Origin of the sequence: Streptomyces sp. NPDC001634 (assembly GCF_040298185.1) — a bacterium.
Classification (GTDB): Bacteria; Actinomycetota; Actinomycetes; order Streptomycetales; family Streptomycetaceae; genus Streptomyces.
Genome location: NZ_JBEOZU010000059.1, coordinates 14,701 through 29,070 on the forward strand (window position 1 = coordinate 14,701; position 14,370 = coordinate 29,070).

Consider the following 14,370-nt stretch of genomic DNA (forward strand, 5'->3'; position numbering starts at 1 on the left):
CGCGCCGCTCACAGAGCCTCGAACGTGTCGGTGGCGGAGCGGTGTTCGCGAACCGCTCCGGTGTGCACCTCGTAGTACCAGCCGTGCAGGCGCAGCAGGCCCGCCGTCAGGCGCTGTTCGATGCACGGGTAGGACCGCAGGCGCAGCAACTGCGCGAGGACGTGGTTCTGCACGGCCTCCGCGACCGTAGGGTCGTCCGCGGCCGACGACCGCGGCTCGGGAGCGGCGTGCGCGAGCCAGTCACGCACGGCCGGTACGCCGGTCAGGTCGTCGCCGCGCACCAGTGCGCCGACGGCTCCGCAGTGGGAGTGGCCGCAGACGACGACGTCGCTGACGCCGAGCACCTCCACGGCGTACTCGATGGTGGCCGCCTCGCCGGTGGGGTGTTCGGAGGCGTAGGGGGGCACGATGTTGCCCGCGGTGCGCAGTTCGAAGAGTTCACCGGGCCGGGCTCCGGTGATCAGAGCGGGCACGACCCGGGAGTCGGAGCAGGTGATGAACAGGACCTGTGGGGACTGGCCCTCGGCCAGCCGGGCGAACTCGTCGGGGCGCTGTCCGTGCGCACGGGCGTGATCGATGAGGGGCTGCATTGTCAGTTCCTCCTGGCGCGCCTGTGACGGCGCGTCGGTGTACGAGAACGTGGCAGATGCGGGTACGGCGACACGACCCCACGTCGACGCGCTCGGCCGACGTGGCGTGGTGAGGGGAGGCCGGGTCAGTCCGTACCCGGTGAGCAGCTCAGCGGCGGAACACCTGAAGTGCCGCGGGGGTATGAGCGGTTGATGATCTGGATATGCGCAGCGAGGCGGGGCGGGCCGGTGGCCGCGCGGCCGTGCCGTCGTGTGCCAGGAGCACGAGGGCGGGGGGCTCCGGGACGGAGTCCGCCGCCGAGCGGTGGCGGTCACGGGTGCGCAGCGGGCCGGTGGGCCCCCCGAGATGTTCGATGTCGCCACAGGTGACGGTCTCGTCCACCTCGTCCGCGCGCTTGCTCGTGACCGCCTCCGGGGATGCGGCGGCGGTCACCTGGGTCCGGTGTGCGGAGGCGAAGGATGCCGTGGGCGCGAAGAGCTGCAGGGCCAGCAGGACGGCGGAGAGGATCGTCAGCACGAACCGGACCGTCGTACCCCGTACCATGCGCCTCCCTCCCTGCTGCGTGCGTCCGTCGTCAGTGCCTCGACGAACACGTTAACCCCGCTAACTTGTTTGCAGGGTTAACTTTACGTTTCAGGTAAAGAAGAGCCCAAAAACCGAGGTGGGAATGGCTGGAACTCGCCGCTGGGGTACGACTGTGGCGTACATCTGTTTGGGTCTGCTACGCCTTTTCGAAACGCCCGGATTCGAGGGGATCAGTCCTCGACGAGCCCCTTGGCGTCCCGGGCGAGAGCGGTGAGGCGGGAGATCGCACGGAAGTACTTCTTGCGGTAGCCGCCCTTCAGCATCTCCTCGCTGAACAGCCTGTCGAACGGCAGCCCGGCGGCGAGCACCGGCACCTCGCGGTCGTAGAGCCGGTCCGCGAGCACGACGAGCCTGAGGGCCGTCGACTGGTCCGGCACCGGCTGGACGTCGGTGAGGCAGACCGCCTTGAGGCCGTCGGTCAGCGCGCCGTACCGGCTGGGGTGCACACGGGCGAGGTGGTCCAGCAGGTGCGGGAAGTCGTCGAGCGAGGCGCCCTCGGTGGCGTATGCCGCCTTCTTCACCTGCTCGTCGGTGTACGGCGCCGGAGCCTCGGGCAGACCGCGGTGGCGGTAGTCCTCGCCGTCGATGCGCAGCGTGCGGAAGTGGGCGGACAGGCCCTGGATCTCGCGCAGGAAGTCGGCGGCGGCGAACCGGCCCTCGCCGAGCTTGCCCGGCAGGGTGTTGGAGGTGGCGGCGAGCGCGACGCCCGCGTCGACGAGCTTGCCGAGCAGGGTGGAGACCAGGACGGTGTCGCCGGGGTCGTCGAGCTCGAATTCGTCGATGCACAGGAGGCGGTGGCCGGAGAGCGTCTGCACCGTCTGCTGGAAGCCGAGAGCGCCCACCAGGTTCGTCAGCTCCACGAAGGTGCCGAAGGCCTTGAGCGCGGGCTCGGCCGGGGTCGCGTGCCAGAGGGAGGCGAGGAGGTGGGTCTTGCCGACGCCGTAGCCGCCGTCGAGGTAGACGCCGCGGGGACCGACGGGGGCCTTGGGGGCCTTCGCCTTCCCGAAGCCGAAGAGCGAGCGCCTGGCGGGCGCGGCGTGGGCGCCGCCGAGACCGGTGGCGAAGCCTTCGAGGACCCGGACGGCCTCGTTCTGGCTGGGCTGGTTCGGGTCCGGGATGTACGTCGCGAAGCGGACCGAGTCGAAGCGCGGCGGCGGCACCATCTCGGCGACGAGCCGGTCGGCGGGAACGTGCGGCTCACGGGAGCACAGGGACAGCGGGCCCGCTTCGGATATCTGAGCGATCCCTGAGGCGGCGGTGGAGGACGACACGGTTCACCACTCTAAAGGCCGTGCCACACTGCACGTCATGCGACGCCTGTTCCCTGTGACCGACGAAACAGTGGCCCGGCCCGGCGGTACGGCCCCGGACTCCGGGAAGGGGCCGGGCGCCGGGGCGGAGGCCGCCTCCGGAGCCGGTGGCCCGGTGGCCCTCTCCGGCGACCGTGAGTGGACGCTGGAGGAGCTGGCCGCCGCGTACGCATACCCCGAGCCCGGCCCCGGCGGCCCGCAGTCCTGGCTGCGCGCCAACATGGTCTCCACGCTCGACGGGGCGGCCCAGCACGAAGGGCGCTCGCAGCCCATCTCCGGCGCCGCCGACATGCGGATCTTCGGGACGCTGCGGGGGCTCGCGGACGCCGTGATCGTGGGAGCCGAAACGGTGCGGCAGGAGGGATACCGCCCGGCACGCACGCGTGAGGCCTTCGCGGCGCTGCGGGAGGCCGCCGGACAGGGCCCCGCGCCCGCGATCGCCGTGGTGAGCGCGAGCCTCGACCTGGACTTCTCGTGGCCGCTGTTCACCTCGGCCCTGGTGCCCACGCTCGTGCTCACCGGAGCCGCGGCGCCGCCGGACCGGGTGGCCGCCGCCGAGAAGGCGGGTGCCCGCGTGGTGGTCGCCGGGAACGGCAGGGGCGTGGACCCGGCGCGCGCGGTGGGGGCCCTCGCGGACCTCGGTATGACCCGGCTGCTGACCGAGGGCGGCCCTCGCCTGCTGGGCCAGCTGATCGCGGCCGGGGTGCTGGACGAGCTGTGTCTGACGGTCTCCCCGATGCTCACGGCGGGCGACGCGCAGCGGATCGCCGGAGGTCCCCCGGTCAAGGTGCCCCGGCGGTTCGCCCTCGTGTCGCTGCTGGAGGAGGAGGGGTTCCTGTTCAGCCGGTACTGCCGGACCTGACGCCCTGAGCCGCGGTCAGCACCCTTTGTGTGCCGGTTTGCCCTACTTGCTTCCATATTGCTCTGGAATCACCCGCTCCGGTTGGTCTCCGGCGGGCACACTGAAAGTCGCAGCCCTCGTGCGGTTACGGGGCAGGATGGTTTCCGCAGGGCCTCGACGGCCCACGGAGGAGTAAGAGGCCCCTCGGGGTCCTCTAAGGGCTCGAAGGAGAAGGGGCGCCTGTCGTGTTCACGAGCGTACTGATGATCGAGAAGGCCCTCACGTCTGCCGACGTGGAGTTCGTCACCACCTTGCACGGCGAGGAGCAGGTCTCCTTCCACGTCCTGCTGCAGCCCCGCGGCGACCAGGCCGACCGTCTGCTGCGGGCCATCGACGACATTGCCCTCGGCGAGCTGGACGAGGCGGCTCACGAGCGGGAGACCCCGGAGGGCAAGGACGCCGCGGCCCTCGGGCAGCAGGCCCTGGAAGTGTCCCTGTCCGCGCTGCGCACGGCGGGCAGCGACGCGGAGGGCCGCCTCATCGAGGACCATCCGCTGGACGCCCTCAAAACCCTCGTCGACGAGGTCGACGCGGACGAGGTGATCGTGCTGACCGACCCCCACTACGTGGAGGAGTTCTTCCACCGCGACTGGGCGTCCAGGGCCCGGCACAAGGTGGGCGTGCCGGTACTGAAGCTGTTCTCGCACAGCAGGGCGTGACGGACGCCGGTCGGTGTGCGTGGGCCCGGCCGCCAAGGCATAGGCTGGGCCGCTGAACGTACGCCGTCCCAGCAACAGGAGACACGCATGGCACCCGGCCTCCCCACCGCCATGGACCGACCGCACTTCATCGGCATCGGCGGCGCCGGAATGTCGGGCATCGCGAAGATCCTCGCGCAGCGCGGGGCCAAGGTGGCGGGCAGCGACGCCAAGGACTCGCCGACCGCCGAGGCCCTGCGCGCCCTGGGCGCGACGGTGCACATCGGCCACGCGGCCGAGCATCTCGCGGACGACGCCACCTGCGTCGTCGTCTCCTCTGCGATCCGCGCGGACAACCCGGAGCTGGCGCGCGCGGCGGAGCTGAACATCCCCGTGGTCCACCGCTCGGACGCCCTCGCCCGGCTGATGGACGGGCTGCGCCCGATCGCGGTCGCCGGCACCCATGGCAAGACGACCACGACGTCGATGCTGGCGGTGTCCCTGACCGAGCTGGGCCTGGACCCGTCGTACGCCATCGGCGGCGACCTGGACGCCCCCGGCTCGAACGCCCTGCACGGCGAGGGCGAGATCTTCGTCGCCGAGGCCGACGAAAGCGACCGCAGCTTCCACAAGTACGCGCCCGAAGTCGCGATCGTCCTCAACGTCGAACTGGACCACCACGCGAACTACGCGTCCATGGAGGAGATCTACGAGTCCTTCCAGACCTTCGCGGGCCGGATCGTCCCCGGCGGCACGCTGGTGGTCTCGGCGGACCACGAGGGCGCGCGCGAGCTGACGCGGCGGCTGGACGGCTCGGTGAGGACGGTGACGTACGGCGAGGCGGAGGACGCGGACGTACGGGTCCTGTCGGTCGTCCCGCAGGGCCTGAAGAGCGAGGTGACGGTGGACCTGGACGGCTCGGAGCTGATCTTCACGGTCTCCGTCCCCGGCCGCCACTACGCGCACAACGCGGTGGCGGCACTGGCGGCGGGCGTGGCCCTCGGCGTCCCGGCGGCGGAGCTGGCCCCGGCCCTGGCGGCTTACACGGGTGTGAAGCGCCGCCTCCAGCTGAAGGGCGAGGAAGCCGGCGTCCAGGTCATCGACTCGTACGCGCACCACCCGACGGAGATGACGGCGGACCTGGAGGCGATGCGGGCGGCGGCAGGCGACTCCCGCATTCTGGTGCTCTTCCAGCCCCACCTGTTCTCCCGCACACAGGAGCTGGGCAAGGAGATGGGCGAGGCGCTCGCCCTGGCGGACGCCTCGGTCGTGCTGGACATCTACCCGGCCCGCGAGGACCCGATCCCGGGCGTGACGAGCGAACTGATCATCGAGGCCGCGCGGGCGGCGGGCGCGGACGTACGGGCCGTCCACGACAAGGCGGAGGCCCCGGCGGTCGTCGCGGGAATGGCGAAGCCCGGTGATCTCGTTCTCACCATGGGCGCGGGCGACGTCACGGACCTCGGCCCGCGCATCCTTGACCGTCTGTCGAAGTAAGGGGCTGACATTCATGGCGTACGACGTCGAGAAGCCGGACGAGCAGTGGCGCGCGGAGCTGAACCCGGCGGAGTACGCGGTCCTGCGCCAGGCCGGCACGGAGCCCGCCTTCACCGGTGAGTACACGAACACCAAGACCAAGGGTGTCTACTCCTGCCGCGCCTGCGGCGCCGAACTTTTCACCTCGGACACGAAGTTCGAGTCCCACTGCGGCTGGCCGAGCTTCTACGATGCACGCAACGCGGACGCGGTGGAACTTCTGGAAGACCGTTCCCATGGGATGGTGCGGACGGAGGTCCGCTGCACGAGGTGCGGCTCTCACCTTGGGCACCTGTTCGAGGGCGAGGGATACGGTACGCCGACGGACCAGCGCTACTGCATCAACTCGATCTCCTTGCGGTTGGTCCCTGACGAGGGCTGACCGCACGGAGCGGGGTGCCTGCGGCGTCGGCCACGCTGCGCCGAACGCGACATTCATCTCTCCTCTCCGCTGGACGTCCTCGCGACAGCCGCGGACGTCGGACGGGTCGGCGTCCGAGGGGCTGTCCGCGACGGACGGTCAGGGTCGGTGCGGCGGTGGCGCGGCCGACGCACGGATCACCAGATCGACGGGCAGGAGCACCCTCTTGGGGACCGCGGTCCCGCGGTCCACGCGTTCCAGCTGGTCGAGCAGGAGCCGGGCCGCCTCCACACCGAGCTCGTGATGGGGGACGTGCACCGTCGTGAGCGGAGGCTGGAACTCGTCGACGAAGCGCATGTCGTTGAACCCGATGATCGACACGTCCTCCGGGCAGCGCAGGCCCCGTCGGCGCAGGGTGTGCAGGGTTCCCAGGGCGATGAGGTCGTTGCCGGCGACGATCGCCGTGATCGCCGGGGAGCGCTCCAGCAACTCCTCGGCGGCGGTCGCCCCGGCCGCTTCCGAGTAGGAGGGCGCGTCGACGACCGGGCATGAGCCGGGATTGATTCCGTGGGCGGCCAGAGCGGAGCGGAACGCCCGGGCGCGGACGGCGCCGGGGGAGAGGGTCCTGGGACCGGAGACATGGGCGATCGCCGTGTGCCCGAGGCCGACGAGGTGGTCCACGGCCAGGCCGATGCCGGTGGCGTCGTCCCCGGAGACGCAGGGGAACAGCGGCTGGTCCGTGGTGCGGTTGATGAGCACCACGGCGATTCCCGCCTCGTGCGCCTCGCGCAGCAGCGGGTGGTCCAGGCGGGCGGTCGCCACGATGAAGCCGTCCACCTGGCGGCCCGTCAGTGCCTGGAACAGGGTGCGCTCCTGCGCCTCGTCGTTGTCGGTGTTGGCCAGGAGCGCGGTGTAGCCGCGCGGCAGCAGCACGTCCTCCATGCCCCGCACGAGGGGCGGGAACAGGGGGTTGGTGAGGTCCGGGATGAGCACGCCGACCGTCCGGGAGCGACTCGTGCGCAGGCTCCGCGCGGCGGCGTTCGGGGTGTAGCCCAGTTGCTTGGCAGCGGCGAGGACCCTGCGGACCGTCTCCGGATTGAGCTGGCCGCTCGAGTGCGGGCTGAGGGCACGCGAGGCGGTGGCCTTGTGCACCCCGGCCGCGCGCGCGACATCGGCCATCGTTGGTCGTCTGCTCATGCTTCACCGTAGTGCGCCGCGATCAGTGCCTGCAACCGATTGCACCACTTCAACCGCAAGCAGATCTTGCATGTAGCAGTTCGTAGGGAAGGCCGCTGCGAGACCCGTTGACAAAGCCGGTCCCGTGGCGCATCTTCGTCGCAACCGATTGCAGAGACGCTCTTACCAGGGATGCCACAAGGCCATCCGGCTCCCCCTGCAACCGAGTGCATGTCTGCCGTTCAACCCGCCTCTCAGATGGAGCAGGCCATGCCCTACCTCAGCAAGGAACGCCCCACCGTGGGCTGGATCGGCGCCGGCCGGATGGGCCGCAGGCTCGCCGAGCGGCTGCTGGCCGCCGGATTCGACGTCGCCGTGTGCAACCGCACCCGGGCCAAGGCCGAACAGCTCGCCGAGCGGGGCGCCAAGGTCGTCGACCGGCCGTGCGAGCTCGCCGATCGCGACATCGTCTTCACGATGGTGTCCGCCTCCGCCGACCTGGAGGCCGTGACCCTGGGCGAGAACGGGGTGCTCACCGACCCGTCCGCCGCTCCGGGCCTGATCGTGGACAACTCCACCGTCTCGATGCAGGTGTCGGCGCTCGTGCGCGACGAGGCGGCCAAGCGCGGCACGGACTTCCTGGCCGCGCCCGTCAGCGGGAATCCCAAGGTCGTCGCCGCCGGGCAGGCGACGCTCGCGGTCTCCGGACCGCGCGGGGCCTTCGACGCCGCGCAGCCGCTCCTCGACCGCCTCGGCCGCGGCTGCACCTACGTGGGCGAGGGCGAGACCGCACGCCTGGTGAAGATAGCCCACAACGTCTTCCTCGGGGTCGTGATCCAGTCGCTCGCGGAGATCACCGTTCTGGCCCAGCAGGGCGGTGCGTCCCGCGCGGCCTTCCTCGAGTTCCTCAACGACTCTGTCATGGGCTCGGTCTTCACCCGGTACAAGTCGCCGGCCCTGGTCAACCTGGACTTCGCGCCGACCTTCACGATGCCGCTGCTGCGCAAGGACTTCGACCTCGGGCTCGCCGCCGCGCGCGAGCTGGAGGTGCCCATGCCGGTGGCCTCGGCGGCAGCGCAGCTCGTGGCGGCGGCGGTCGGTGCCGGACACCGCGAGGAGGACTTCGCGACGCTGATTCTGGAGCAGGCCCGGCGCTCCGGCATCGAGCTGACCCCGGAGAACGTCCCCGTCGACGACGGCCTGAGCCCGGCCGCCGCGCAGGAGGGCTGAACCCGATGGCCGACACCGCCGAGGCCACCCCGGCCCCGGCCCGCGCCCCCGCCTCTGGGCGGCCGATACCTGCCTACGGCCACAGCGCCGTCGACTACGAACAGCGCGTCGACTACGACCGCCTGCGCGCCTACCGCCTCTCCCGCGCCCGGGCGGCCCTGGAGTCGAGCGAATGCGGCGCCTTCCTGCTCTTCGACTTCTACAACATCCGCTACACCACGCAGACCTGGATCGGCGGGGCGCTCGGCGACAAGATGACCCGCTACGCGCTGCTGACCCGCGACGCCGGTCCCGTCCTGTGGGACTTCGGCTCGGCGGCGCGTCACCACCAGCTCTACGCGCCCTGGTTGGCGCCGGAGGACTGCCGGGCCGGCATGCTCGGGCTGCGCGGCGGCATCGCGCCGGCGGCCGGCCTCATGGCGGCGGCGGTCCGTGAGATCCGGGGCCTGCTGGAGGACGCGGGAGTCGCCGACCTGCCGGTCGGCGTCGACATCGTTGAGCCGCCGTTCCTCTTCGAGATGCAGCGTCAGGGGCTACGAGTGGTCGACGCCCAGCAGCTGATGCTCGACGCGCGCGTGATCAAGAACGAGGACGAGATCGCGCTGCTGTCCATGGCCGCGGCCATGGTGGACGGCGTCTACCAGGACATCGCCGAGGCGCTGAAGCCCGGCGTCCGGGAGAACGAGATCGTCGCGCTCGCCAACAAGCGCCTGTACGAGATGGGTTCGGACCAGGTCGAGGCGATCAACGCGGTCTCCGGGGAGCGGTGCAACCCGCATCCGCACAACTTCTCCGACCGCCTCATCCGCCCGGGCGACCAGGCCTTCTTCGACGTCATCCAGTCCTACAACGGGTACCGCACCTGCTACTACCGCACCTTCGGCGTCGGCAGTGCCACCGCCTCCCAGCGTGACGCCTACACCCGGGCGCGGGAGTGGATGGACGCGGCCATCGCCGCGGTGAAGCCGGGTGTCGGCACCGATGTCATCGCCCGGCTCTGGCCGCGCGCCGAGGAGTTCGGCTTCGGCGACGAGCGGGCGGCCTTCGGCCTCCAGTTCGGCCACGGGCTGGGGCTGGGTCTGCACGAGCGGCCGGTCATCAGCCGGCTCAACAGCCTGGAACACCCGGTCGAGCTCCAGGAGGGCATGGTCTTCGCCCTGGAGACCTACTGCCCGGCCGACGACGGCTTCTCCGCCGCCCGTATCGAGGAGGAGGTCGTCGTCACCGCTGCCGGCCCCCAGATCCTCACGAAGTTCCCCGCCCAGGAACTCTTCGTCGCCAACGCGTACTGAGTCCTCGGGGCCCGGCCCCTGTCCCCGCACGCCCGCGCGCACTGAACTCAAGGACGAGTCAGGAGAACGCACCATGAGACACCTCACCCACCCTCGCCTCACCCGCGCCGGCAGTCGCCGGCTGTCCCTCCTCGCGGCCTGCTGCGCCGCGCTCCTTGCCGCCGGCTGCGCGTCGCCCGCCGGCACCGGCTCCGGCCCGGCCGGGGGCGGACGGAGCAGCGACCCCCTCGTGATCGGCGCCTCCGTCTCCCTGACCGGCGACTTCGCCGACTCGGGGCAAGCCGTCGAACGCGGCTATCAGCTCTGGGTCGACCAGGTGAACGCCCACGGCGGCCTGCTCGGACGCAAAGTCAAGATCAAGATCGTCGATGATCTGTCCAGCCCCACCCAGGTCATCACCAACTACCAGAACCTCATCAACCGCGACCGCGTGGACCTGGTCTTCGGCCCCTTCTCCAGCCTGCTCACCGTCCCGGCCTCGCAGGTGGCCCGCCGCTACGGCTACGCCTTCCTGGAGCCGGCCGGCGGCGGACCGAAGGTCTTCGCCCAGCATCTGAACAACCTGTTCTTCGTGCAGCCCGCGCCCAGCGTCGAATCCGGCAAGGTCTTCGCCGACTGGATCCTCTCCCTGCCGGCCTCGCAGCGCCCGAAGACCGCCGCCTACGCCGAGCTCGACGACCCGTTCGCCGGCCCCATCGCGGAGAACATCCGCACGGCCTTCGAAGCCGCCGGCATCCGGACCGTCTACAAGCAGGTCTATCCGGCGGAGACACAGGACATGTCGCCGATCGTGTCGGGCATCGCGGCGGCCCACCCCGACGTGCTCGTCGCAGGTACGCAGAACAACGACGCCTACGCACAGGTCAAGAGCCTGGTGCAGCTCCGCTTCAACCCGAAGTTCGTCTTCATGTCGAACGGCGCCAACTCGCCCAAGGAGTTCCCCGACAAGGTCGGCGCCGCCAACACCACCGGCATTATGTCGGCCGGCGACTGGTTCCCCACCTCCACCGCCCCCGGCAGCAGCGACTTCGCCGCCGCGTACATCAAGAAGTACGGCGGCACCGTCGACACGATCGACAACACCTCGGCCGAGGCCTACGCCTGCGGCCAGCTCCTGGAGAAGGTCGCGCAGAAGACCGGCAAGCTCGACAACGCCACGCTCATCAGCGCACTCCACTCCGGCACGTGGCCCACTCTGCTGGGCAACCTCGCCTGGAACTCCGACGGCGCGCCCACCGGCTCCTTCGCGCTGGTCCAGTGGCAGAAGGGCAAGCTGATCCCGGTCTACCCGACCGGCGACGCACAGGCGCAGGCCGTCCACCCCAAGCCGGCCTGGGGCGGGTGATCGCGTGCATGCACTCGTCCAAGGCCTGATCCTGGGCCTGCTGACCTCCGGCGTCTACGCGTTGATGGCTTCCGGACAGACCCTGATCTTCGGCGTGATGAAGGTGGTCAACCTGGCGCAGGGAGCCATGGTGATCCTCGGCGCCTACCTCGCCTACCAGTTGTTCACCTCCTTCGGGATCGACCCCTTCCTCGCCATTCCGATCACCACGATCGCCATGTTCGTGCTCGGCACCGCGATCCAGTGGCTCTTCCTGCGGCCGCTCCGGCGCGAGGACCGCTCCGAGCTCAGCCTGCTGGTCACCTTCGCCGTGGCGCTGCTGCTCGAAGGCGTCATGAGCATCACCTGGCGCACCACCTACCGCAGCATCAACACCAGCTATGGCAACGACAGCTGGACGGTCTTCGGATTCCAGATCACGCTGGTAAGGCTCTGGGCCTTCCTGTTGTCGCTCGCGGCCCTCGGCCTGCTGTGGCTGCTGCTGGAGCGCACCCGGTTCGGCCGCGCCGTGCGGGCGACCGTGCAGAACCCGGAATCCGCTCTCCTGCTCGGCGTCGAGTCGGAGCGGGTGTCCGCGTTCGGATTCGGGCTGGGGGCGGCTACCGCCGCGGCGGCGGGCTCGGTGTACGGGCTGCTGTACTCCTTCAACTCGGGCAGCCACTACGACCTGATCTCCCGGCTGCTGTCCATCGTCATCCTCGGCGGGCTGGGCAGCATCGGCGGCGCAGTCGCCGGGGCGGTGATCGTGGCCACCTCCTCGGCGGTTGTGGCCGCGACGATCTCGCCGGCCTGGTCCGAGATGACGTTCTTCGTCCTGCTGCTCGCCATCCTGCTGATCCGGCCCCAGGGCCTGTTCGGCACGACCGCACGAGGTGCCCTGTGAGAGCACTCCGACACACCCGGGCCCCCGCCTTCTTCGTCGTCCTGGCCCTGCTGCCCGTCTTCGACCTCGCCCACTGGGCGCTCAACCTGCTGATCTTCACTCTCATGTTCGCGGTGATGTCCAGCGCCTGGAACCTGATCGGCGGCTTCGGCGGCTACCCGTCGCTCGGCCACGCGGCCTTCTTCGGTATCGGCGCCTACGCGGAGGCGATCTGGTTCGGACACCACCCCGTCACCACCGGCTACGAGCCGTTCCTGCTGCTGCCGGTCGTCGGACTGATCGGCGCGGCGGTCGGCCTCCCTATCGGGGCGCTGGCCATGCGCACCCGCGCCGACGTCTTCGCCATCGTCACCATCACGCTGCTGTTCGTGGCCCAGGGCCTCGCCTTCAACCTGCCCGGCGTCACCGGCGGCGCGCAGGGCCTCGCCATCCCGCCGGCACCGTTCTCCGCCGCGACCTACGACCGACCCTTCTACTACGTCCTGCTCCTCCTGCTCGCGCTGGCCATGGGCGTCACCTTCGCGGTGATGCGCAGCAAGATCGGCCTCGGACTGGCCACAGTGCGCGGGGACGAGGACAAGGCACGCGGGATCGGCGTCCGGGTCACCGGCATCAAGCTCCTCGCGTTCACCGTCAGCGTCGGTCTGACGACCATGGTCGGCGCGGTCTGGGCCTACTACGAGGGCTTCATCTACCCGCAGTTCGCCGTCGACCCCCTGATCACGATCGCGGTGGTGCTGATGACCTTCCTCGGCGGCCGCGCCACCCTCTGGGGTCCCGTGCTCGGCGCGTTCGTCCTTGAGTCCGCCCAGCAGTACCTCGCCTACCAACTCGGCGGGAGCCAGTTCTACCTGATCGCCTATGCGCTGGTCTTCCTGCTCATCATGCTGCTGCTCCCGCGCGGCATCCTGCCCACCTTCCAGGACCGGCTGCGGCAGCGCAGACGACGGCGCAAGGCCGACGGCGCGACCCGGACGGGACTGGCCCGCCCGAGCTCGGCCCTCGCCACCGGGACGATCGGGGCGGGAGGGGAGCGGCCGTGACCGCCATGCTCGAAGTCGACGGCCTCACCAAGGTGTTCGGCGGCCTGCGGGCCGTGGACGACTGCTCCTTCGAGGTCGCCGAGAACAGCGTGACCGCCCTCATCGGCCCCAACGGCTCCGGCAAGACCACGCTCTTCAACATGGTCACCGGCTACCTGCGTCCCGACGCCGGCCGGGTCCGCTTCCAGAGGCGCGACGTGACCGGCCTGGACAGCGGTCGTCTGTATCGCGCGGGACTGTCCCGCACCTTCCAGCAGGCGCGCGTCTTTCCGCAGTTGACCGTCGTCGAGAACCTCGTCGCGGCCGGAGGCTACAGCTGGCGGCAACTGCTGACCACGGCGCGGGTGGCGCGGGCCGACCGCGAGCGGGCCGGCCGGCTGCTGGAGGAGTTCCGGCTGGAACCGGTGGCCGACCTCGCGGCCGCCGAACTCTCCTACGGCCAGCGCAAGCTGCTGGAGTTCGCCGCGGTCCTCATGAGCGACCCGGCCCTTGTTCTGCTCGACGAGCCGACCGCCGGGGTCAACCCGGTGATGATCGAGACGATGGAGCGGCACATCCGCGAACGCCACGCCGCCGGCACCACCTTCCTCGTCGTCGAGCACGACATGCCCTTCGTGATGCGGCTGTGCGACCCCGTGATCGTGCTCGACCAGGGGCACCGGATCGTCACCGGCACGCCCGCCGAGGTCCAGGCCCACCCCGACGTCCTCGACGCCTACCTCGGGAGCTGACATGGAGCCGCTGCTCACCCTCACCTCGGTGGTGGCCGGCTACGGCGCGGGCGACATCCTCAAAGGAGTCGACCTGACCGTCGAGGCGGGCACCGTCACCTGTCTGATCGGACCCAACGGAGCCGGCAAGTCCACGGTCCTGAAGACCGTCAGCGGCCTGGTCCGGCCGCGTGAAGGCACGGTCGTCCTCGAGGGCCGCGACATCGCCCGGCTCTCCCCACGGGCCCGGCTGCACCTCGGTGTCGTGCACGTCCCGCAGGACCGCAGCCTCTTCCCGGCCATGACCGTCTGGGACAACCTGCTCATGGGCGGCTACACCCTCAAGGACCGCGCCCTGCTCCGCCAACGGGTCGACGCGGCCGTCGCGGCCTTCCCGCTGTGCGCCCAACGTGCTCGCGAGCACGCCGGATCGCTCTCCGGAGGCGAGCAGAAACAAGTGGAACTGGCCCGGGCCCTGGTGCTGGACCCCAAGCTGATCCTGCTCGACGAACCCTCGATCGGCCTGGACCCCAAGGCCCGCCGGCTGGTCTTCGCCAGCATCCGCGAACTCGCCGCCGCGGGCCGCACCGTGCTGCTCGTCGAACAGAACGCCCGCTCCGGACTCGCGGCCTCCGACGTCGGGGCCGTCCTCGAATCCGGCGTGGTCCGCCTCACCGCCAGCGGCACCCATCTGCTCGAGGACCCCGCCGTCGCCCGGCTCTACCTGGGCGCCGCCCGATGACAGCCCCTCACCCTCCCCTGGAGGCAC

15 protein-coding genes are annotated in these 14,370 nt (G+C 70.6%); 11 read left to right on the forward strand and 4 right to left on the reverse strand.

The window, feature by feature from the left end:
• Positions 1–8: 8 nt before the first annotated feature.
• The 3 genes from ABT186_RS31680 to zapE form a co-directional block, all read right to left on the reverse strand.
• Complete coding sequence (locus ABT186_RS31680) at positions 9–590, reverse strand: carbonic anhydrase (protein ID WP_351223648.1); 582 nt, start codon at positions 588–590, stop codon at positions 9–11.
• Between the two features lie 148 nt (positions 591–738).
• Positions 739–1,134, reverse strand: a complete 396-nt coding sequence (locus tag ABT186_RS31685) for a hypothetical protein (protein WP_351223650.1) — start codon at positions 1,132–1,134, stop codon at positions 739–741.
• 212 nt (positions 1,135–1,346) lie between these two features.
• The gene (gene zapE, locus ABT186_RS31690; RefSeq protein WP_351223652.1) at positions 1,347–2,447 is read right to left on the reverse strand and encodes a cell division protein ZapE; all 1,101 of its coding nucleotides are present in this window, start codon (positions 2,445–2,447) and stop codon (positions 1,347–1,349) included.
• A 37-nt stretch (positions 2,448–2,484) separates the two neighbouring features.
• Here zapE and ABT186_RS31695 point away from each other — a divergent pair, with 37 nt between their 5' ends.
• From ABT186_RS31695 to msrB, 4 genes are all read left to right on the forward strand, one after another.
• Positions 2,485–3,348, forward strand: a complete 864-nt coding sequence (locus ABT186_RS31695; RefSeq protein ID WP_351223654.1) for a pyrimidine reductase family protein — start codon at positions 2,485–2,487, stop codon at positions 3,346–3,348.
• A 224-nt stretch (positions 3,349–3,572) separates the two neighbouring features.
• A complete protein-coding gene (locus tag ABT186_RS31700) occupies positions 3,573–4,046 on the forward strand; it encodes an indole-3-glycerol phosphate synthase (protein WP_351223656.1) in 474 nt (157 codons plus the stop codon).
• 87 nt (positions 4,047–4,133) lie between these two features.
• On the forward strand, positions 4,134–5,522 hold the full coding sequence (gene murC, locus ABT186_RS31705; RefSeq protein WP_351223658.1) for a UDP-N-acetylmuramate--L-alanine ligase: 1,389 nt from the start codon (positions 4,134–4,136) through the stop codon (positions 5,520–5,522).
• 13 nt (positions 5,523–5,535) lie between these two features.
• On the forward strand, positions 5,536–5,943 hold the full coding sequence (gene msrB, locus ABT186_RS31710) for a peptide-methionine (R)-S-oxide reductase MsrB (RefSeq protein ID WP_351927982.1): 408 nt from the start codon (positions 5,536–5,538) through the stop codon (positions 5,941–5,943).
• 138 nt (positions 5,944–6,081) lie between these two features.
• Here msrB and ABT186_RS31715 read toward each other — a convergent pair whose 3' ends face one another.
• Positions 6,082–7,119 carry a LacI family DNA-binding transcriptional regulator gene (locus ABT186_RS31715; RefSeq protein ID WP_351927984.1) on the reverse strand — a complete coding sequence of 346 codons (1,038 nt, stop codon included), beginning with the start codon at positions 7,117–7,119 and terminating at the stop codon, positions 6,082–6,084.
• 249 nt (positions 7,120–7,368) lie between these two features.
• Between ABT186_RS31715 and ABT186_RS31720 the strand changes: the two genes are divergently transcribed.
• The 7 genes from ABT186_RS31720 to ABT186_RS31750 all read left to right on the forward strand — a co-directional run bounded on the left by ABT186_RS31720 (position 7,369) and on the right by ABT186_RS31750 (position 14,343).
• Complete coding sequence (locus tag ABT186_RS31720; protein ID WP_351223664.1) at positions 7,369–8,328, forward strand: NAD(P)-dependent oxidoreductase; 960 nt, start codon at positions 7,369–7,371, stop codon at positions 8,326–8,328.
• Positions 8,329–8,333: 5 nt separating this feature from the next.
• Complete coding sequence (locus ABT186_RS31725) at positions 8,334–9,620, forward strand: M24 family metallopeptidase (protein WP_351927986.1); 1,287 nt, start codon at positions 8,334–8,336, stop codon at positions 9,618–9,620.
• A gap of 73 nt (positions 9,621–9,693) precedes the next feature.
• Entirely contained in the window at positions 9,694–10,965 is a 1,272-nt protein-coding gene (locus ABT186_RS31730; RefSeq protein WP_351223668.1) for an amino acid ABC transporter substrate-binding protein, read from the forward strand.
• A 4-nt stretch (positions 10,966–10,969) separates the two neighbouring features.
• Positions 10,970–11,848, forward strand: a complete 879-nt coding sequence (locus tag ABT186_RS31735) for a branched-chain amino acid ABC transporter permease (RefSeq protein ID WP_351223670.1) — start codon at positions 10,970–10,972, stop codon at positions 11,846–11,848.
• A complete protein-coding gene (locus tag ABT186_RS31740; RefSeq protein ID WP_351223672.1) occupies positions 11,845–12,891 on the forward strand; it encodes a branched-chain amino acid ABC transporter permease in 1,047 nt (348 codons plus the stop codon). Before ABT186_RS31735 ends, ABT186_RS31740 begins: the two co-directional genes overlap by 4 nt.
• A 5-nt stretch (positions 12,892–12,896) precedes the next feature.
• Positions 12,897–13,622, forward strand: a complete 726-nt coding sequence (locus ABT186_RS31745) for an ABC transporter ATP-binding protein (RefSeq protein WP_351928016.1) — start codon at positions 12,897–12,899, stop codon at positions 13,620–13,622.
• Position 13,623: 1 nt separating this feature from the next.
• Positions 13,624–14,343, forward strand: coding sequence for an ABC transporter ATP-binding protein (locus tag ABT186_RS31750; RefSeq protein WP_351223676.1), 720 nt, complete (start codon positions 13,624–13,626; stop codon positions 14,341–14,343).
• Positions 14,344–14,370: the final 27 nt, after the last annotated feature.